Origin of the sequence: Ureibacillus yapensis, assembly GCF_003515775.1 — a bacterium.
Taxonomy (GTDB): Bacteria; Bacillota; Bacilli; order Bacillales_A; family Planococcaceae; genus Ureibacillus; species Ureibacillus yapensis.
The window spans coordinates 158,869-178,569 of the sequence record NZ_QWEI01000005.1 but is presented as its reverse complement, the minus strand read 5'-3'; the positions used below and the strand labels follow the sequence as shown (position 1 = coordinate 178,569).

General features: G+C 41.3%; 14 protein-coding genes. All 14 read right to left on the bottom strand.

Annotation, left to right across the window (positions count from 1 at the left end; translation table 11 throughout):
• Positions 1 to 2: 2 nt before the first annotated feature.
• The 14 genes from rplC to D1B33_RS11400 all read right to left on the bottom strand — a co-directional run bounded on the left by rplC (position 3) and on the right by D1B33_RS11400 (position 19,599).
• A complete protein-coding gene (rplC, locus tag D1B33_RS11465; protein WP_118876538.1) occupies positions 3 to 632 on the bottom strand; it encodes a 50S ribosomal protein L3 in 630 nt (209 codons plus the stop codon).
• A gap of 48 nt (positions 633 to 680) precedes the next feature.
• Complete coding sequence (rpsJ, locus tag D1B33_RS11460) at positions 681 to 989, bottom strand: 30S ribosomal protein S10 (RefSeq protein ID WP_036172433.1); 309 nt, start codon at positions 987 to 989, stop codon at positions 681 to 683.
• A 380-nt stretch (positions 990 to 1,369) separates the two neighbouring features.
• Positions 1,370 to 3,352: an FtsX-like permease family protein gene (locus tag D1B33_RS11455; protein ID WP_118876537.1), complete on the bottom strand. Its 1,983-nt coding sequence runs from the start codon at positions 3,350 to 3,352 to the stop codon at positions 1,370 to 1,372.
• Positions 3,342 to 4,103 (bottom strand): ABC transporter ATP-binding protein, encoded by a 762-nt coding sequence (locus D1B33_RS11450; RefSeq protein ID WP_118876536.1) that lies wholly within the window; start codon positions 4,101 to 4,103, stop codon positions 3,342 to 3,344. Before D1B33_RS11450 ends, D1B33_RS11455 begins: the two co-directional genes overlap by 11 nt.
• Positions 4,104 to 4,202: 99 nt before the next feature.
• Entirely contained in the window at positions 4,203 to 5,219 is a 1,017-nt protein-coding gene (locus D1B33_RS11445) for a sensor histidine kinase (protein WP_118876535.1), read from the bottom strand.
• 9 nt (positions 5,220 to 5,228) lie between these two features.
• Positions 5,229 to 5,912 carry a response regulator transcription factor gene (locus D1B33_RS11440; RefSeq protein WP_118876534.1) on the bottom strand — a complete coding sequence of 228 codons (684 nt, stop codon included), beginning with the start codon at positions 5,910 to 5,912 and terminating at the stop codon, positions 5,229 to 5,231.
• Positions 5,913 to 6,041: 129 nt separating this feature from the next.
• Positions 6,042 to 7,229, bottom strand: coding sequence for an elongation factor Tu (gene tuf / locus D1B33_RS11435; RefSeq protein WP_118876533.1), 1,188 nt, complete (start codon positions 7,227 to 7,229; stop codon positions 6,042 to 6,044).
• A gap of 128 nt (positions 7,230 to 7,357) precedes the next feature.
• On the bottom strand, positions 7,358 to 9,433 hold the full coding sequence (gene fusA, locus D1B33_RS11430; RefSeq protein ID WP_118876532.1) for an elongation factor G: 2,076 nt from the start codon (positions 9,431 to 9,433) through the stop codon (positions 7,358 to 7,360).
• Positions 9,434 to 9,526: 93 nt separating this feature from the next.
• Positions 9,527 to 9,997, bottom strand: a complete 471-nt coding sequence (gene rpsG / locus D1B33_RS11425; protein ID WP_118876531.1) for a 30S ribosomal protein S7 — start codon at positions 9,995 to 9,997, stop codon at positions 9,527 to 9,529.
• Positions 9,998 to 10,147: 150 nt separating this feature from the next.
• Entirely contained in the window at positions 10,148 to 10,567 is a 420-nt protein-coding gene (gene rpsL / locus D1B33_RS11420) for a 30S ribosomal protein S12 (protein ID WP_118876530.1), read from the bottom strand.
• A gap of 97 nt (positions 10,568 to 10,664) precedes the next feature.
• Positions 10,665 to 10,916, bottom strand: coding sequence for a ribosomal L7Ae/L30e/S12e/Gadd45 family protein (locus tag D1B33_RS11415; RefSeq protein WP_118876529.1), 252 nt, complete (start codon positions 10,914 to 10,916; stop codon positions 10,665 to 10,667).
• 342 nt (positions 10,917 to 11,258) lie between these two features.
• The gene (gene rpoC / locus D1B33_RS11410; RefSeq protein ID WP_118876528.1) at positions 11,259 to 14,942 is read right to left on the bottom strand and encodes a DNA-directed RNA polymerase subunit beta'; all 3,684 of its coding nucleotides are present in this window, start codon (positions 14,940 to 14,942) and stop codon (positions 11,259 to 11,261) included.
• A gap of 134 nt (positions 14,943 to 15,076) precedes the next feature.
• Positions 15,077 to 18,637 (bottom strand): DNA-directed RNA polymerase subunit beta, encoded by a 3,561-nt coding sequence (rpoB, locus tag D1B33_RS11405; protein WP_199677400.1) that lies wholly within the window; start codon positions 18,635 to 18,637, stop codon positions 15,077 to 15,079.
• 359 nt (positions 18,638 to 18,996) lie between these two features.
• A complete protein-coding gene (locus D1B33_RS11400) occupies positions 18,997 to 19,599 on the bottom strand; it encodes a class I SAM-dependent methyltransferase (RefSeq protein ID WP_118876526.1) in 603 nt (200 codons plus the stop codon).
• Positions 19,600 to 19,701 lie beyond the last annotated feature (102 nt).

The following is a 19,701-nucleotide window of genomic DNA, read 5'->3' as shown; positions in this document are numbered from 1 at the left end:
AATTATTTAGATTTTACAGCTGTTTTAACTGTAACTAAAGCTTTTTTAGAACCAGGAACATTACCTTTAACTAATAGCAAGTTACGATCAGCATCAACTCGAACGATTTCTAAGTTTTGGATTGTAACTACAGTTCCACCAGTTTGACCAGGTAATTTCTTTTGTTTGAATACGCGGTTCGGAGCAACTGGACCCATTGAACCAGGACGACGGTGGTAACGTGAACCGTGGGCCATAGGACCACGAGATTGTCCGTGGCGTTTAATAACACCTTGGAAACCTTTACCTTTCGTAATACCCGTTACATCTACTACATCGCCTTCTGCGAAAATTTCTACTTTGACTTCTTGACCAACCTCGTACTCTTCCACGTTTACGTTGCGGAATTCACGAATGAAGCGCTTAGGAGCAGTATTCGCTTTTGCTACGTGACCTTGTTCTGGTTTGTTAGAAAGCTTTGCACGCTTATCTTCGAAACCAACTTGAACTGCTTCGTAACCGTCTGTTTCAACAGTTTTCTTTTGAAGAACTACGTTTGGAGCAGCTTCAATTACTGTTACAGGGATTAAGTCGCCGTTCTCAGCGAAAACTTGTGTCATACCAACTTTTCTACCTAAGATTCCTTTAGCCATTTGTCACACCTCCTGTGATTATTAAAAAGTTTCTATTTGTTTTTACCATTAAAGTTTGATTTCGATATCAACGCCAGATGGTAAATCAAGTTTCATTAACGCATCAACAGTTTGTGGTGTTGGGTTAATGATGTCGATTAAACGTTTATGCGTACGCATTTCGAATTGTTCACGAGAATCTTTGTACTTGTGAACCGCACGAAGAATTGTGTACACAGACTTTTCAGTTGGTAACGGAATCGGACCTGATACACTTGCACCTGAACGTTTAGCAGTTTCCACAATTTTCTCAGCAGATTGATCTAAAACACGGTGATCATACGCTTTTAAACGGATACGAATCTTTTGTTTTGCCATTATTTTCCCTCCTTTTTTTCGCCTAATTACTAGACATTCTCCACGGAAATTTCCCACACACTCGCCATGGCAAAGCGGCCGGGTGTGTCGGCAACCTCCCGCTTCATCGCAGTCAAAGACCAACGTTATTCAGTATACACAATAAAAAAAGAATAAGCAAGTGTTATTTGCTAAATTCTTTTAAACTGTTGTCTTTATATACAAATCGCTTTTCAACATCTGTTTTAAAGCCTTTATTAGTATATAAGAAATCGTGTCCTATATCAAATAATTTCTTCATAAGATTCATAGGTAAATTTTCACGTTGCTTCCTGAAATACGTTAAATCGCTCCCCCATAAATCGAGGAGCGATTTTGAATATGATTAAGACTTTCTTCTATTATAAAGAATTGTTCACCACTCTTTTATAATATTGGATGGAAAGAACCGCAAATACCGTATACAGAACAATATAGAGCACCATTATGATGAGTAGCGGCGCCACCAGTTCAGAGCCAAACAGCCACCATCCTGATTTTACTGCAAAATAGCTATGAAGCAGCCCAATCACCAACGGGACGCCAAAATTAAAAACTTGCTTTGCATAAATTCCTTTTAATATATCCGCCTTGGAAAATCCAATCTTGCGCAGGATGTTGTATGACTCTCTTTCTTCTTCGGCTTCTGCCATTTGTTTAAAGTAAAGGATGCTCCCCGTCGTCAGCAAGAAGGCCAACCCTAAAAAGGCTGTTACAAAGATGGTTAACCCAAATACCGCTACATTCTGTTTTCGTACTTCTTCATAGGAACTTTGTACAAAAGTATCCGTATACTTATCATTTAACTCGACGGTTCTTTGATCAGCGAGGCTCGAATAGATTTCCTCCGCCTTTTCTTTATCTCCCTCGTGAACCAGGTTAATACCGATTTGCGAACTTATGCGCTCTGGTTCCGTGTTGTTCTCCTGAATTTCCTCGAACAGCGCATCTTGGACCACAACAAGTGGACTACCATAGGACACGATGTTGGATAGTAAATAATCTTCTCGGATTTCAGTAATATAGATAGGAATTTCGGTTTCTCCTGCTTTCACCACAATTTCTCTTCCTGCATGGATAGGCAGCACTTCCGCTATTATATCCGCGTAACTTGTAATAAACGCTTCTTCATTTTGAAGTTGCACTTCATGCACTCGTTGTTGAAAATTACTTAGAGAAATAACAGGTGTAGTAGAATCCCCTTCAAACAAGGGACTATCTTGTAGGGTATCTGAAACCAAATCTTTGATGTTCAAATTTACCGTCGCAATTTCATACGTATCAATATTGTATTCAACCCCCTCTTGGTCAAGCTGTTGTATAAATTCATTCCCTTGGTTGTTTAATAGAATGTAGTCATACGGGGAAACTTGTCTTGCTTTCGTTTCAGCAGAATAATATGAAATATACGACAAGGTCATAATGCCTACAGCCAATCCTGTTAATAGTGTAATCAGCGTTAAGGACTTTGCATTGCTCTTCATTCTGTGCATTATTGGCGTGACGGCAAGCACATCCGTTACTTTTAAATGCCCTTTCTTATTGGCACGAACCGTATTCATAATAAGCGATACAGAATAGCGGAAGAATAAAAACGTCCCCAACACCGTGGAACCCAAAATGACCAGCATGTGTAAATATAAATTTTCAAACATAGCAGATTTTTCGACATCAAATAACATGGTCGATTGGTAATAGCCAAAGGCGATCAAGAGCAATCCAATCAGCCCCATTACGGAATGGAAGATGCTAAAACGCTTCACACGCTCATCCGCCTGCTTCGTTGCACTAAACAGGGATAATAAGGAAACTCTTCGAATCATCCACACCAGCTGCAATATAATAACCACTAATAAAATGCTAAAGATAATAATAGATTGCTTAAGCGCTTCCTGGGAGAAAGCCAGGTTGATGACCATATCAATTTCCAATAGCTGCAGGAGGGCCATGGCAAATAAGCGCGAGCTAAAGTAGCCGATCACCATTCCGGCACAAACGGCCACAACAAACAAAACAATATTTTCCAATGCAATCAAACGGACTACCAAACCTTTTGTCATACCGATCAACTGGTAGAGTCCGATTTCTTTGCTGCGTCTCTTCATAAACAGCTGATTCGCATACAGTACAAACAAGGTAATAATAAAATACAAAATATAACTGGCCGCTTTAAACCCTGCCGATGCAGTTCTGCTCAGCTCAAGCGCTTCTACTACACTCGGATTATATTGGAGCGTTGTAAACGAAAAACATAATGTCACGCTAAAGATCAGCGCAAAGAAATATAGATAATATTGTTTTACGTTTTTTCTCATGCTTCTGAAGACTAATCGACTAAGCGTCATAGCCGTCACCACCCAGTACACTTTGCGTACTCAAGATTTGCTGGAAAAACTGTTGTCTTGTTTTATCCCCTCTATACAATTCAGTATAAATTGCTCCATCCTTTAAAAACAAAACTCTCGAGCAAAAGCTGGCCGCCACTGCATCATGCGTCACCATCATGATTGTGGCAGTCTTTTGCTGATTGATCTTTTCCAAATTCGTCAATAGCGCATTTGCCGATTTGGAATCAAGGGCACCAGTAGGTTCATCGGCAAATACAAGCGTTGGACTTGTAATCAGTGCACGAGCAGCAGAAGTTCTTTGTTTCTGCCCTCCCGAAATCTCATTCGGATATTTATTCAAAATATCTTCAATATCCAATAATCCCACCAGTTCTTTTAAACGGCTCTCTGCAACGGCTTTCGGAAGCTTGCTTATGGAAAACGGCAGCAAGATATTTTCTTTCACCGTTAACGTATCCAGCAAATTATAGTCCTGAAAGATGAATCCGAGCTGTTCACGTCTAAATTTGGCTAGTGCCTTTTCCTTGAATCCACTTAAACTTTGGCCATTAATCTCCACGACTCCTTCTGTCGGATAATCGATGGAACATAATACATTTAGCAAGGTGGTTTTCCCTGAACCCGATGGCCCCATGATTCCGACAAACTCACCTTTATTTACTTCCAAATCTATACCTTTCAACACTTCCTGTGCTGTAGACTTTTTTCCATAGACTTTTCTTATCTTTCTGCCCACTAGAACTGCCATTGTTTTCGCCCCTTTCGTTCATTATCTTAATTGTAGCTTTTATTGTTGCTGTCTACCTTCGTTTAACATGACAAAATAAAATGGTAGGTGACAATTCTGTCATCTACCAAAGACGTTTTGATATTCATTTTGCAAAGGAAACTGTAAAGTAAATGTGGACCCTTTGTTTAGGTGGGATTCTACAGTAATGCGAATTCCAAGCTTTTCGCAAGCATTCTGTGCCAGAAATAGACCCATTCCTGTGGACTGGACAGACTCTCTTCCGATTGTGCCTGTATAGGATTTATGGAAAATACGCGGCAAGTCTTCCGACGAGATTCCAATGCCGTCATCTTCTATATGAAGAAGCAAATGACCTAATTTGTCTTCTTCCGTATAGATTTTAATCTCCTCGTTTTCATGGCTATATTTAATCGCATTAGATAATAACTGGCGCACGATAAAAGCAAGCCATTTTTTATCGGAAACCACTTCTCCGTTAAGCTCTTCCACTTGAAAGCCAATACCCTTTTCCATGCACCAAGGCTGGAATTCCTTAATTTCCTTGAAGATAACCGACTTCAAAGGGAATTTCTCCAAGCGATTATCCTTTTCGATTGAAGCCAATCTTGTATTATGTAGTTGCTGGTCCAATAACAAATGGGTTCTCATCCATTCATTTTCGAGCCGGGAGCGCACTTTTAAATCATCTACCTGTTCAATCATTAATTTCATTGCAGTAAGGGGTGTTTTCATTTCATGAACCCATGCGAGCAAATCCTCCGTATCTTCCATCAATTTATTTTTAGTTCGATTCAACAGCTGTTCCTTTTCACCAAGTATTGCATGAAGTTGCTCTAGGTACTTACGTTGAAACGGAGAAAGGCTCATACTTTCGAAATCAATAACCACTTCTTCTCTCGACAAATTTCCCAGGAAATCCCTCAATTCGCCAACTTCCTTAATATACCGCCATATTAAAAACACGGTGAAGATTGAAAATACGACAATATTAAAGTAGCCGACTGATATTCCTGATAACCCCGTGTCTAAATAGAAAAGTAAATTAATAAATAAAAGAAGCGAAATCATAAAAGCAATCCATATCCACCGCTCTTTAAGAAATAATAGAAACATTGCTCACCTCTAAAGTGTAATCGCCATATACCCTAACCCTTTTTTTGTCACAATGACCTCTTCCAACCCGATTTCTTCAAGCTTCATACGTAACCGGTTAACATTCACCGTTAAAGTATTATCATTGACGAACCGTTCATCATCCCAAAGTTTGCGCATTAATTCATCCCGGGAGACGATTTTATCAATCTGCTGCAAAAGAATTCGCAAAATATACAGCTCATTTTTCGTCAGCTCACATGACTTTTCTTTTAGAAAAACCATCCCTCTTGCATAGTCAACGGTTGCTTTATTCCACCGGACAAGATCTGTATTTTTATCAGTATAGTCATATGCACGTCGCAACAGTGCCTGTACTTTCGCTAATAAGACTTCCATGTGAAATGGCTTTTGTACGAAATCATCTGCTCCCATCTGCATGGCCATAACCATATCCATAGGGTGATCACGGGATGATAAAAAGATAATCGGGACCTTAGATATCATTCGGATTTCTCGACACCAGTGAAATCCATCAAAAGCAGGCAATTGGATATCAATAATTACCAATTGCGGTTTCTCTACAATAAAATAATCCATCACTTTTTGAAAGTCAGGCGGACCGATTACCTCCAATTGCCAGCCGCAAAAGCGTTCCTGAATCATTTCAAATATTGATCGATCATCTTCAATCAGTAAAATTTTTGTCTCCATATCATCCCTCCTTCCTTTCATTGTACCATTGAAGGCAGGGAAAACTTTACAAAATAGAGTTTTAAAACAAAAAAAACCAATTCGCAGGCGTCCCCACGAATTGGTTGGAAAGTTTTAGCTAGGCTAAAATTATTTTTGGATAGAAGCTACTACTCCAGCTCCTACAGTACGGCCACCCTCACGGATAGAGAATTTAGTACCTTCTTCAAGAGCGATTGGAGAGATTAATTCAACGTTCATTTCGATGTTGTCACCAGGCATTACCATTTCAACGCCTTCTGGTAAGTTGATAACACCAGTTACGTCAGTTGTACGGAAGTAGAACTGAGGACGGTAGTTAGAGAAGAAAGGAGTGTGACGTCCACCTTCTTCTTTTGATAAAACGTAAACTTCTGCTTTGAAAGTTGTGTGTGGAGTGATTGAGCCTGGTTTAGCCAATACTTGTCCACGTTGGATATCTTCACGAGCTACACCACGAAGTAAAGCACCGATGTTGTCTCCAGCTTCAGCATAGTCTAATAATTTACGGAACATTTCAACACCAGTTACAGTAGTTGATTTTGCTTCTTCAGCTAGACCAACGATTTCAACAACGTCACCAACTTTAACTTGACCACGGTCTACACGACCAGTTGCAACTGTACCACGACCAGTGATAGAGAATACGTCCTCTACTGGCATCATGAATGGTTTGTCAGTTTGACGTTCTGGAGTTGGGATGTAGCTGTCTACAGCGTCCATTAATTCAACGATTTTTTCTTCCCATTCTGGTTCACCTTCAAGAGCTTTAAGAGCAGAACCTTTGATTACAGGAATATCGTCGCCTGGGAAGTCATATTCAGATAGTAGGTCACGGATTTCCATTTCTACTAATTCTAATAATTCTTCGTCGTCAACCATATCACATTTGTTCATGAATACTACTAGGTAAGGTACACCTACTTGACGAGATAAAAGGATGTGCTCACGAGTTTGTGGCATTGGGCCGTCAGCAGCAGATACTACTAGGATACCGCCGTCCATTTGAGCAGCACCAGTGATCATGTTTTTAACATAGTCAGCGTGTCCTGGGCAGTCAACGTGCGCATAGTGACGAGTTTCAGTTTCGTACTCAACGTGAGAAGTGTTGATTGTGATACCGCGTTCTTTTTCTTCTGGAGCGTTATCGATATCAGCGTATGATTTAGCTGTACCACCCATTTTTTTAGAAAGAACTGTAGCGATAGCAGCAGTTAATGTAGTTTTACCATGGTCAACGTGTCCAATTGTACCAATGTTAGCATGCGTTTTTGAACGGTCAAATTTTTCTTTAGCCATTAGAGTTAGCCTCCTAGTTATATGTTTATTATTTTTTTATGTTACAACTGCTGGCTGATAAGGGCCCATGTCAGCCAGTCAATCATAGCTTACAAATTATTTATACTTGATACAAGATGAAATTTCAATTATTCACCTTTATTTTTTTTGATGATCTCTTCTGAAATTGATTTTGGTACTTCTTCGTAGTGATCGAATACCATTGAGAATACACCACGACCTTGCGTTGCAGAACGTAAAGTAGTCGCATATCCAAACATTTCAGCAAGTGGAACCATTGCACGAACAACTTGAGCGTTACCACGAGCTTCCATACCTTCTACACGTCCGCGGCGAGAAGTGATGTTACCCATAATATCACCAAGATATTCTTCTGGAATTACTACTTCTACTTTCATCACAGGTTCTAAAAGAACTGGGTTACATTTAGAAGCAGCAGCTTTTAATGCCATAGAAGCGGCGATTTTAAACGCCATTTCGTTTGAATCGACATCATGGTAAGAACCATCGTATAATTTCGCTTTAATGTCGATTAATGGGTAGCCAGCAATTACACCGCGGTCAAGCGAGTCACGAAGACCTGCTTCAACAGCTGGAATGTATTCACGAGGTACAACCCCACCGACAACAGCGTTTTCAAATTCAAAGCCTTTACCCTCTTCGTTTGGTGAGAACTCGATCCATACGTCACCGTATTGACCACGACCACCAGATTGACGAGTGAATTTACCTTGAACTTGAGCAGAGCTGCGGAATGTTTCACGGTAAGATACCTGTGGAGCACCCACGTTAGCTTCTACTTTAAATTCACGTTTCATACGGTCAACCAGGATATCAAGGTGAAGTTCACCCATACCCGAGATGATAACTTGACCAGTTTCTTGGTCCGTATGCGCACGGAATGTTGGATCTTCTTCTTGAAGTTTTTGTAAAGCTTGTCCCATTTTATCTTGGTCCGCTTTTGATTTAGGTTCTACAGATAAAGAGATAACTGGTTCCGGGAATTCCATAGATTCTAGAATCACATGGTCTTTCTCGTCACAAAGCGTGTCACCAGTTGTAGTATCTTTAAGACCTACAGCAGCAGCAATATCTCCAGAGAATACTTGTGAAATTTCTTCACGGGAGTTTGCGTGCATTTGAAGGATACGACCTACACGTTCACGTTTACCTTTTGTAGAGTTTTGTACGTATGATCCTGATTCTAAAACACCAGAATACACACGGAAGAATGTTAATTTACCAACATAAGGGTCAGTCATAACTTTGAAGGCAAGTGCAGCGAATGGTTCATCATCGCTAGCATGCTTTTCAACTTCTTCACCATCATCATTAACGCCTTTAATTGCTTCTACGTCTGTTGGAGCTGGCAGATAGTCAATTACAGCATCAAGCATTAATTGAACACCTTTGTTTTTGAATGCTGTACCACAGATAACTGGGTAGAACTGTACTGATAATGTAGCTTTACGGATAGCAGCTTTAAGCTCTTCGATTGTGATTTCTTCACCAGCGAAGTATTTCTCCATAAGTTCTTCATCAAGTTCTGCAACAGCTTCAACTAGTTTTTCGCGATATTCTTCAGCTTGCGCTTTGTATTCTTCAGGAATTTCACCTTCAGTAACATCAGTACCAAGGTCGTTACCATAGAAGATTGCTTTCATTTCAACTAAATCGATAATTGCTTCGAACTGATCTTCAGCACCGATTGGCAATTGAATTGGATGAGCGTTTGCTTGTAAACGGTCATGAAGAGTACCTACTGAATACAGGAAGTCTGCACCAATTTTATCCATTTTGTTAACGAATACGATACGTGGAACTCCATAAGTTGTAGCTTGACGCCATACAGTTTCAGTTTGCGGCTCAACACCTGATTGAGCATCAAGTACTGTTACTGCACCATCAAGTACACGTAAAGAACGTTCAACCTCAACAGTGAAGTCTACGTGTCCTGGTGTGTCGATGATGTTAACGCGGTTGCCTTTCCATTGAGCTGTTGTCGCAGCAGACGTGATTGTAATACCACGTTCTTGCTCTTGCTCCATCCAGTCCATTTGAGAAGCACCTTCGTGAGTTTCACCGATTTTGTGAATCTTACCAGTGTAATAAAGGATACGCTCAGTTGTTGTTGTTTTACCAGCATCAATGTGAGCCATGATCCCAATATTACGAGTATTCTCTAGTGAGAATTCGCGTTTCATAGGAAATTTCTCCTTCCATATTGGGTATAACGTTTGTCTAAAAATATATTTAAACCTACGTACTAGCCAGTCGCCAGCACGTAGTCTAAATAATTACCAACGATAATGTGCAAATGCTTTGTTAGCGTCAGCCATTTTGTGCATATCTTCGCGTTTCTTAACTGAAGCACCTGTGTTGTTAGATGCATCAAGGATTTCGTTAGCTAAACGCTCTTCCATCGTTTTTTCACCACGAAGACGAGAATAGTTAACTAAGTAACGAAGACCTAAAGTAATACGGCGTTCTGGACGAACTTCAACTGGTACTTGGTAGTTAGAACCACCAACACGGCGAGCACGTACTTCAAGAACTGGCATTACGTTGTTTAATGCAGCTTCGAATACTTCTAAAGCTTCTTTACCCGAACGTTCTTGAACTAAATCGAACGCACCGTATAAAATCTTTTGAGAAGTACCTCTTTTACCATCAATCATCATTTTGTTGATTAAACGAGTTACTAGTTTAGAATTGTAAATTGGATCTGGTAACACGTCACGTTTGGAAACAGGACCTTTACGAGGCATGTGTTTTCCTCCTTTCAAAAATTTCTCAGATTTATTTAATGAAATTGATCATTGAGAGCTGAGCTTAAATTCTAAATCGTGGCCACAATTCATATGAATTTAAAATCTTGCATATACTAACAATGATCTCTTGCTACTTCGAAAAGAAAATTATTTTTTCTCTTTTGGACGTTTTGTACCGTATAGAGAACGTGATTGCATACGGCCGTTAACACCAGCTGTATCAAGAGCACCACGTACGATATGGTAACGTACCCCTGGTAAGTCTTTTACACGTCCACCGCGGATTAATACTACGCTGTGTTCTTGTAGGTTATGTCCTTCACCAGGAATGTAAGCTGTAACCTCGATTTGGTTAGTTAAGCGTACACGAGCGTATTTACGTAACGCTGAGTTTGGTTTTTTCGGTGTCATCGTACCAACACGAGTACATACACCACGTTTTTGAGGAGAACTAACATTCGTTAAAGATTTTTTGAAACTGTTATATCCCTTGTTCAACGCTGGTGAATCTGATTTCGTTACTTTGGATTTACGAGGCTTACGTACTAATTGGTTAATTGTAGGCATCGGTTTTTCCTCCCTTCATTTATTCCTCTTTAATACCACACATCCAGGTGGTTCATTTTTAGGGTAAAAACAAAGTCTTTGTGTTTCTACACAAAAACTAACTTGCAGCGATTGCAACAACCGCAGCTCCAACGTGAATACCACAAGCTTTGCCAAGTTCTTTTTTTGACTCGACGAGACTCACTGGTACGCCGACTTCTTTTGCAAGAACAACAACGGGATCGGTTACCCAACTGTCTGCATCAAGTGCAACAAAAAGCTCTGTCACTTGACCCGCCCGTATTGCTTTCACTGCCTGCTTTGTACCTATGATTGTTTTACTGGCCTGTTTTACTCTTTCATAAGACATTTTCATATCCTCCAAAGTACGGACAGTTAACTATCAACCTTAAGTATATTAACATTATCAATTTAAACTGTCAAATATTTTATTGAAAATCTCTCAGGGGAATGTTATTTCCCCTGAGGATTTTTTTCTTTCTTAAAAAATTGTCTAGCTCCAGCGCCCAGCCCCTCGAGGTCGATTCGGGTCCTCCGCCGCACATGGATGTGCAAGTGCCGATAATGCCACACGACGTGGCGTTCTTATCGGCCAGCGCTTGAGGCTCACACGATGTGAGTCATGTCGGCGTTGCCACAGGATGTGGCGTTTTCGCCGACGCGGGGCTAAGCAGGGCGCTTGCGCTTTTAATTATTCAGCCGAAGTAAGTTCTTCAACTGCTTCAGGTTCTTCAATTTGAATTTGGCGATAACGCTGCATACCAGTTCCGGCTGGTACAAGTTTACCGATAATTACATTTTCCTTCAGACCCAGAAGTTCATCGCGCTTACCTTTAATCGCAGCATCCGTTAACACGCGAGTTGTTTCTTGGAATGATGCAGCAGATAAGAATGATTCAGTTTCTAAAGAAGCTTTCGTAATACCCAGGATTACAGGTCGGCAAGTAGCCGGTACTTTTCCGCCCAGGATAGCCGTTTTATTTGCTTCAGTGAATTGGTGGATATCTAATAATGAACCTGGCAACAGCTCAGTATCGCCCGCTTCGATTACGCGAACTTTACGCAGCATTTGGCGAACCATTACTTCGATATGTTTGTCTCCAATTTCTACCCCTTGCATACGGTATACTTTTTGAACTTCTTTTAATAAATATTCTTGTACAGTGGCAACGTCCTTAACTTTCAATAATTGTTTTGGATCAATTGAACCTTCTGTCAGAATTTGACCAGGTTTAATCTCATCATCAAGCTGTACTTTTAAGCGTGCATTATATGGCGCTTGGTACTTGCGAGTTTCAATGTCGCCCTGGATTGTGATTTCTTTCAAGCCTTCGCGGATTTCCTCGATTTCGACAACTTTACCAGTGATTTCAGAAATCACCGCTTGCCCTTTAGGGTTACGTGATTCGAAAATCTCTTGGATACGCGGAAGACCTTGTGTAATATCGTTACCGGCAACCCCGCCTGTGTGGAATGTACGCATTGTTAACTGTGTACCAGGTTCCCCGATTGATTGAGCCGCAATGATACCCACTGCTTCCCCAACTTCAACCTCTTCACCTGTTGCCAAGTTGATGCCATAACATTTTTTACATACGCCATGTTTTGTATTACATGTGAATGCAGAACGGATTGTTACTTGATCAATACCCGCTTCTTCAATAACACGAGCAATATCCTGTGTAATTAATTGGTCGCGTTCTAAAATGACCGCTCCTGTTTCAGGATGGTGGATTGTTTTCTTCGTATGACGGCCGATAATACGTTCATCCAACGTTTCAATCACTTCATTGCCTTCCATTAAGGCGCCGATTGTCAATCCACGGTCAGTGCCACAGTCATCTTCACGTACGATTACATCCTGCGCTACGTCAACCAGACGACGAGTCAAATAACCTGAGTCGGCTGTTTTTAGGGCTGTATCGGCTAGACCTTTACGAGCACCGTGAGTAGAGATGAAGTATTCCAATACCGTTAAACCTTCACGGAATGAAGATTTGATTGGAAGTTCGATAATACGGCCGGCCGGGTTGGCCATCAGACCACGCATACCTGCGAGCTGAGTAAAGTTCGATGCGTTACCACGGGCACCAGAGTCACTCATCATGAAGATCGGGTTCGTATCTGGCAACGAGTTCATCAGTTTGGACTGAATTTCGTCTTTCGCCGCAGACCAGCTCGAAATGACACGGTCGTAGCGTTCTTCTTCCGTGATTAAACCACGGCGGAATTGAACCAATACTTTATCCACTTTTTTCTGTGCTTCTTCTAAGATCTCATTCTTTTCCGGTAATACCACGATGTCTGAAATCGCAACTGTAATACCGGCTTTAGTTGAATATTTAAATCCTAGGTCTTTCATGCGGTCAAGCATTTTGGACGTTTCCGTGATATGGAATCGTTTGAATATTTCCGCGATGATGTTTCCTAAGAACTTTTTACGGAACGGACTGATCGGTTTTACGGAAGCAAAGTGTTTTACTAACACCGCTCTACGCTCAGCCTCAATCTTTTCGCTGTCTGAAAGATCATTATATCCTTCAGATGCTTTTAGTTGTTCCAATGTCTCTTCATCAATCGTTAATGAAGCGAAGTAGCGCTCTGGTGTTCTTTGTTCTAAGTTCTCAGATGTTGGTTCATTAATGTAAGGGAATGATTCAGGAAGAATTTCGTTGAATATTACCTTACCTACCGTTGTAAGGATGAACTGTTTATTTTGTTCTTCCGTAAACGTTGGATTGTTTAATGAACTTGCTTTCACGGCAATACGAGTGTGCAAGTGTACATTGCCCGTTTGGTATGCAATCAGCACTTCATCTGGACCATAGAAAACAGAACCTTCTCCACGGGCACCTTCACGCTCAAGTGTTAAGTAGTAGTTTCCTAATACCATATCTTGAGACGGTGTTACAACCGGTTTACCATCTTTCGGGTTTAAGATGTTTTGGGCAGCAAGCATCAGTAAACGAGCTTCTGCTTGTGCTTCAGCTGATAATGGAACGTGCACAGCCATTTGGTCACCATCGAAGTCAGCGTTGTATGCTGTACAAACCAATGGGTGAAGGCGAATTGCACGACCTTCTACCAATGTAGGCTCAAATGCCTGAATACCAAGTCTGTGAAGCGTTGGTGCACGGTTAAGCAATACCGGATGTTCGCGGATTACTTCTTCTAAAACGTCCCAAACTTCATTGTGCAAGCGTTCGATTTTACGTTTTGCACTCTTGATGTTATGAGCCAGGCCACGTTCAACAAGTTCTTTCATTACGAAAGGCTTGAATAATTCGATAGCCATTTCTTTAGGAAGACCACATTGGTACATCTTCAGGTTTGGACCTACTACGATAACCGAACGACCTGAATAGTCAACACGTTTCCCTAGCAAGTTTTGACGGAAACGACCTTGTTTCCCTTTCAGCATATGTGATAGAGATTTTAATGGACGGTTACCAGGACCTGTTACAGGACGGCCACGACGGCCATTGTCGATTAATGCATCCACCGCTTCTTGCAGCATACGCTTTTCGTTCTGAACAATAATGCTTGGAGCACCAAGATCCAATAGACGTTTTAAACGGTTATTACGGTTGATTACGCGACGATATAAATCATTTAAATCGGAAGTTGCGAAACGGCCGCCATCCAATTGCACCATCGGACGAAGCTCTGGCGGAATTACCGGCAGGACATCCAAAATCATCCACTCTGGTTTGTTGCCGGAGTTACGGAACGATTCGATTACTTCAAGGCGTTTAATCGCACGAGTACGGCGTTGGCCTTGAGCAGTTTTCAACTCTTCTTTTAATGTGTTTGTTTCTTCTTCTAGATCGATTTGCTCCAGAAGTTTTTTAATCGCTTCAGCACCCATTGCGGCTTCAAAGCTGTTGCCGAATTTTTCACGGTATGCACGATATTCTTTTTCAGATAAAAGTTGCTTTTTATCTAAACTTGTATCTCCTGATTCGATGACAACGTATGAAGCAAAATAGATTACTTCTTCCAAAGAACGAGGCGACATATCAAGGAGCAGCCCCATGCGGCTTGGAATTCCTTTGAAGTACCAGATATGCGATACAGGTGCCGCCAGTTCAATGTGACCCATACGTTCACGACGAACTTTTGCACGTGTAACTTCAACGCCACAGCGGTCACAAACTACACCTTTATAGCGTACACGTTTATATTTACCGCAGTGACATTCCCAGTCTTTTGTAGGTCCGAAAATACGTTCACAGAACAGACCGTCTTTTTCTGGTTTTAACGTACGGTAGTTAATTGTTTCAGGTTTTTTAACTTCCCCATAAGACCAAGAACGAATCTTGTCGGGTGAAGCCAAACCAATTTTCATATATTCAAATTCATTAACGTCTATCAAGGAGCCTACCTCCCTTTTAGTATAAGTCCTCTATCGACTTTATTCAGAAGCTCAACGATTATTTAAAAACCATCAAAATAAAATATAAAAATCGGGCAGGCAGAATAAACTTCTTCCTGCCCGAAACATCAAGACTATTCCAGAGATTCTACAGCATCTTCTTTTTCGTTTGCTGGCAAGATCAATGCATCAGTCGGTTGAATTTCATCTTCGTCATCTAAATCACGAAGTTCTACTTCTTCATCATTAACCGTTAGCATCTTAACATCCAACCCTAGTGATTGAAGTTCTTTAATCAATACTTTGAACGACTCCGGAACACCTGGTTCTGGTACACTTTCACCTTTAACAATCGCTTCATACGTTTTTACGCGTCCAACAACGTCGTCGGATTTGATTGTTAAAATTTCTTGAAGTGTATAAGCAGCACCATATGCCTCAAGCGCCCAAACCTCCATCTCACCGAAACGCTGCCCACCAAATTGAGCTTTACCACCAAGTGGCTGTTGCGTAACAAGTGAGTAAGGGCCTGTCGAACGAGCGTGAAGTTTATCATCAACCATGTGCGCCAATTTGATCATGTACATGATACCCACAGAAACGCGGTTGTCGAATGGTTCACCTGAGCGGCCATCATAAAGAATTGTTTTACCATCGCGGTTCATCCCCGCTTCTTCCATCGTTTCCCAGACATCTTCCTCGTTGGCGCCATCAAATACTGGTGTTGCCATATGAACTCCCAGGTATCGAGCAGCCATACCTAAATGAAGCTCCAATACTTGTCCGATATTCATACGAGAAGGTACCCCAAGTGGGTTTAACATGATGTCAACAGGCGTTCCATCCGGCATGAACGGCATATCTTCTTCAGGCAAGATACGAGAAATTACCCCTTTGTTACCATGGCGTCCGGCCATTTTATCCCCTACGCGGATTTTACGTTTTTGAACAATATAAACACGAACTAATTGGTTCACACCTGGCGGCAACTCGTCGCCATCTTCACGGTTAAACACTTTAACATCCAGAACGATACCACCCGCACCATGCGGTACACGCAGGGAAGTATCACGAACTTCACGAGCTTTCTCACCGAAAATCGCGTGCAATAAACGTTCTTCTGCCGTTAACTCGGTTACCCCTTTAGGCGTTACTTTACCTACCAAGATATCGCCATCGCGAACTTCCGCACCAATACGGATAATTCCACGGTCATCCAGGTTGCGAAGCGCGTCTTCACCAACGTTTGGAATATCGCGAGTAATCTCTTCAGGTCCGAGTTTTGTATCACGAGACTCTGATTCATATTCTTCAATATGAACAGAAGTGTAAACATCATCTTTCACAAGACGTTCATTCATGATTACAGCATCTTCATAGTTGAACCCTTCCCAAGTCATGAAGGCAACCAGGACGTTGCGTCCAAGCGCAAGTTCTCCTTGCTCCATTGAAGGGCCATCAGCCAAAATGTCTTTTGGTTTAACGCGATCGCCAACTTTAACGATTGGGCGTTGGTTAATTGAAGTACCATGGTTGGAACGAGTGAATTTTTGAAGTTTATACTTCACTAATTCACCTTTTACTTCTTTGCCATCGATTTCTTCAATACGACGGACGTGAATTGAGCGAGCTTCTACATGTTCAACAATACCGTGGTATTTGTTGACTACAGCCGCTCCTGAATCACGGGCATCCACGTGCTCCATACCCGTACCAACGAATGGAGCTTCCGGGTTCAATAATGGCACCGCTTGACGTTGCATGTTCGCTCCCATTAATGCACGGTTTGAATCGTCATTTTCAAGGAATGGAATACAAGCTGTCGCTGCAGATACTACTTGTTTTGGCGATACATCCATGTAGTCAACGCGATCTCTTTTGAAGACCGTGTTATCTCCACGGAATCGGCCTAAAACTTCTTCGTTTGCAAATGACCCATCAGGATTCAATGGGGAGTTCGCTTGTGCCACGATATAGTTATCTTCTTCGTCTGCTGTTAAGTAATCAATGTGCTCCGTTACTCGGCCGGTTTCAGGATTCACGCGGCGGTAAGGTGTTTCAATGAAACCAAATTTGTTTACTTTTGCATAGGAAGATAATGAGTTAATTAATCCAATGTTCGGACCCTCTGGAGTCTCGATTGGACACATGCGTCCATAGTGGGAATAGTGAACGTCGCGCACTTCCATACCCGCACGCTCACGCGTTAAACCACCAGGTCCCAATGCAGATAAACGACGTTTGTGCGTCAACTCTGCAAGTGGGTTTGTTTGGTCCATGAATTGCGATAATTGAGAGCTTCCAAAGAACTCTTTAATCGATGCAATTACAGGACGGATATTAATCAATTGCTGCGGCACGATCGACGCAGTATCGTTAATCGACATACGTTCGCGCACAACACGTTCCATACGGGATAAACCGATACGGAATTGGTTTTGCAGCAATTCGCCTACTGAACGTAAGCGACGGTTGCCTAAATGGTCGATATCATCGGTATTGCCCACACCGTACAATAAGTTAAAGAAGTACGACATAGAAGCAATGATATCGGCAGGCGTAATATTTTTAACTTCTTCATCAATATAAGCGTTAGAAATAATATTGATTTCTTTTTGCGCTTCATCATTCGGTGCATAAATTTTAATGGACTGGATTGTTACATCCTCTTCCAATACACCGCCAACTTGCGATAACGTACGGAAGCCGATCCCATTTTCCAAATAAGGAATGATGCGGTCTAAATTACGTCGATCAAGTGTTGTACCTTTTTCTACGATAATTTCTCCCGTTTCAGGATCAACAAGCGTTTCTGCAATTGTTTGGTTGAATAAACGATTTTTGATGTGAAGCTTTTTGTTCATTTTATAACGTCCCACGTTTGCTAAATCATAGCGTTTAGCATCGAAGAAACGAGAATATAATAAGCTTTTAGCACTTTCTACTGTAGGTGGTTCACCTGGGCGAAGGCGCTCATAGATTTCTAACAGCGCTTTTTCAGTACTATCCGTATTATCTTTTTCCAATGTGTTGCGCAGATACTCGTTATCGCCAAGAATATCGATAATCTCTTGGTCTGAACCGAAACCTAACGCACGCAATAATACTGTTACCGGAAGTTTACGTGTACGGTCAATACGTACATACACAACATCCTTGGCATCTGTTTCGTACTCTAACCAGGCACCACGGTTTGGAATGACAGTAGCTCCAAAGCCTCTTTTACCATTTTTATCAGTTTTGTCATGGAAATAAACACTTGGAGAACGAACTAATTGCGAAACAATTACACGTTCGGCACCATTGATGACAAATGTACCTGTTTCGGTCATCAACGGGAAGTCTCCCATGAAAACATCTTGCTCTTTCACTTCATCTGTTTCTTTGTTATGCAGACGAACTTTCACACGCAATGGAGCTGCATAAGTTACGTCGCGTTCTTTACATTCATCGACATCGTATTTAGGCTCGCCTAAGTTATAATCGATGAAGTCAAGCGAAAGATTACCTGTAAAATCTTCGATCGGAGAGATGTCACGGAACATCTCACGCAACCCTTCTTCAAGGAACCACTCGTAAGATGCTGTTTGAATTTCAATTAAATTCGGAAGCTCCAGCACCTCTTTAATACGCGCAAAGCTTCTACGCTGGCGGTGTTGTCCGTACTGAACTAGTTGACCCGTCAACTCATTCACCCCTCATTAAAGCGATAATAGGTCTTTGCAAAATCATTTAAATAGTGTATGATTTCGAAAGATTAGAAAACTTGCTAATGACCAAGCGATTAGCTTGGTCGCACTTTTGCAAAGGAAAATGTTTAAAAATTCCTTTTGCACAAAAAGAAAACGAGTCTTTCCCAAGACATCATTTTCGGTTAAACTAAACTTATTCATGGTAAGTATAGCCACTTATAACGCATTGCATACAAAAGGGCAAACTCCCACAAAATAATATTTTTGCATTTTATTATGTTATCATAGCCATTTTGTCAAGTCAATGTTTTCTGCAATTTGCCAAATTTTATTTCCATCTTCTGTTTTGCTGGATGGTGAAATTATTTTTTGGCTCTTATAATCCAATAACCTTTTTTCTTTTCGACAATCTCTACTTCCGCAAAGTTTTCCTCTAAGTGAGTAATTGTAGATGGAGCACCCTGCTTTTTCTGTATAACAATCCACAATTCTCCACCAACTGCCAACTTTTCAAAAGCACCGTCGTAAAATTTGAAAATTGTTTGCTTCCCGGCACGAATTGGCGGGTTTGTCAGGATCGCGGCAATTTGCAAACCGTCTTGAATTGCGTCGAGACCATCACTTTGAACTATTTGTACATTTTGAACTCCGTTAATTTGCGCATTCTTCTTCGACAACGCTACTGCTCTTTCATTAATGTCCATCATATAAATGGTACGTTCCGGGTTCTGTTTGGCGATCGACAGTCCGATAGGGCCATATCCGCAGCCAACATCCAGAATTGCCCCTTCTATATCAGGAAGTTGAAAAGTATCGATTAAAACACGGGATCCAAAATCTACTTCGCTTTTACTAAATACACCCGAATCCGTTTCAAAAGTAAAAGAATGTCCGAGTAACGTAAATTTCCATTGGCGTGGTTTACTTTCAGTTTGAGGTTGTTTTGAATAATAGTGTTCAGACATCAACCGTCCTCCTTCAGAAAAGCGCAAGCGCCCTGGTTAGCCCCCGTCGTTGATACGCCATGTCCGCATGTCCAGCCGACATGATGCACTACGTATGAGCCT

What these genes read in the sequence shown, in the direction of transcription:
- rplC (WP_118876538.1), bottom strand. Translation starts at nt 632, where the DNA reads ATGGCTAAAGGAATCTTAGGTAGAAAAGTTGGTATGACACAAGTTTTC.
- rpsJ (WP_036172433.1), bottom strand. Translation starts at nt 989, where the DNA reads ATGGCAAAACAAAAGATTCGTATCCGTTTAAAAGCGTATGATCACCGT.
- D1B33_RS11455 (WP_118876537.1), bottom strand. Translation starts at nt 3,352, where the DNA reads ATGACGCTTAGTCGATTAGTCTTCAGAAGCATGAGAAAAAACGTAAAA.
- D1B33_RS11450 (WP_118876536.1), bottom strand. Translation starts at nt 4,103, where the DNA reads ATGGCAGTTCTAGTGGGCAGAAAGATAAGAAAAGTCTATGGAAAAAAG.
- D1B33_RS11445 (WP_118876535.1), bottom strand. Translation starts at nt 5,219, where the DNA reads ATGTTTCTATTATTTCTTAAAGAGCGGTGGATATGGATTGCTTTTATG.
- D1B33_RS11440 (WP_118876534.1), bottom strand. Translation starts at nt 5,912, where the DNA reads ATGGAGACAAAAATTTTACTGATTGAAGATGATCGATCAATATTTGAA.
- tuf (WP_118876533.1), bottom strand. Translation starts at nt 7,229, where the DNA reads ATGGCTAAAGAAAAATTTGACCGTTCAAAAACGCATGCTAACATTGGT.
- fusA (WP_118876532.1), bottom strand. Translation starts at nt 9,433, where the DNA reads ATGAAACGCGAATTCTCACTAGAGAATACTCGTAATATTGGGATCATG.
- rpsG (WP_118876531.1), bottom strand. Translation starts at nt 9,997, where the DNA reads ATGCCTCGTAAAGGTCCTGTTTCCAAACGTGACGTGTTACCAGATCCA.
- rpsL (WP_118876530.1), bottom strand. Translation starts at nt 10,567, where the DNA reads ATGCCTACAATTAACCAATTAGTACGTAAGCCTCGTAAATCCAAAGTA.
- D1B33_RS11415 (WP_118876529.1), bottom strand. Translation starts at nt 10,916, where the DNA reads ATGTCTTATGAAAGAGTAAAACAGGCCAGTAAAACAATCATAGGTACA.
- D1B33_RS11400 (WP_118876526.1), bottom strand. Translation starts at nt 19,599, where the DNA reads ATGTCTGAACACTATTATTCAAAACAACCTCAAACTGAAAGTAAACCA.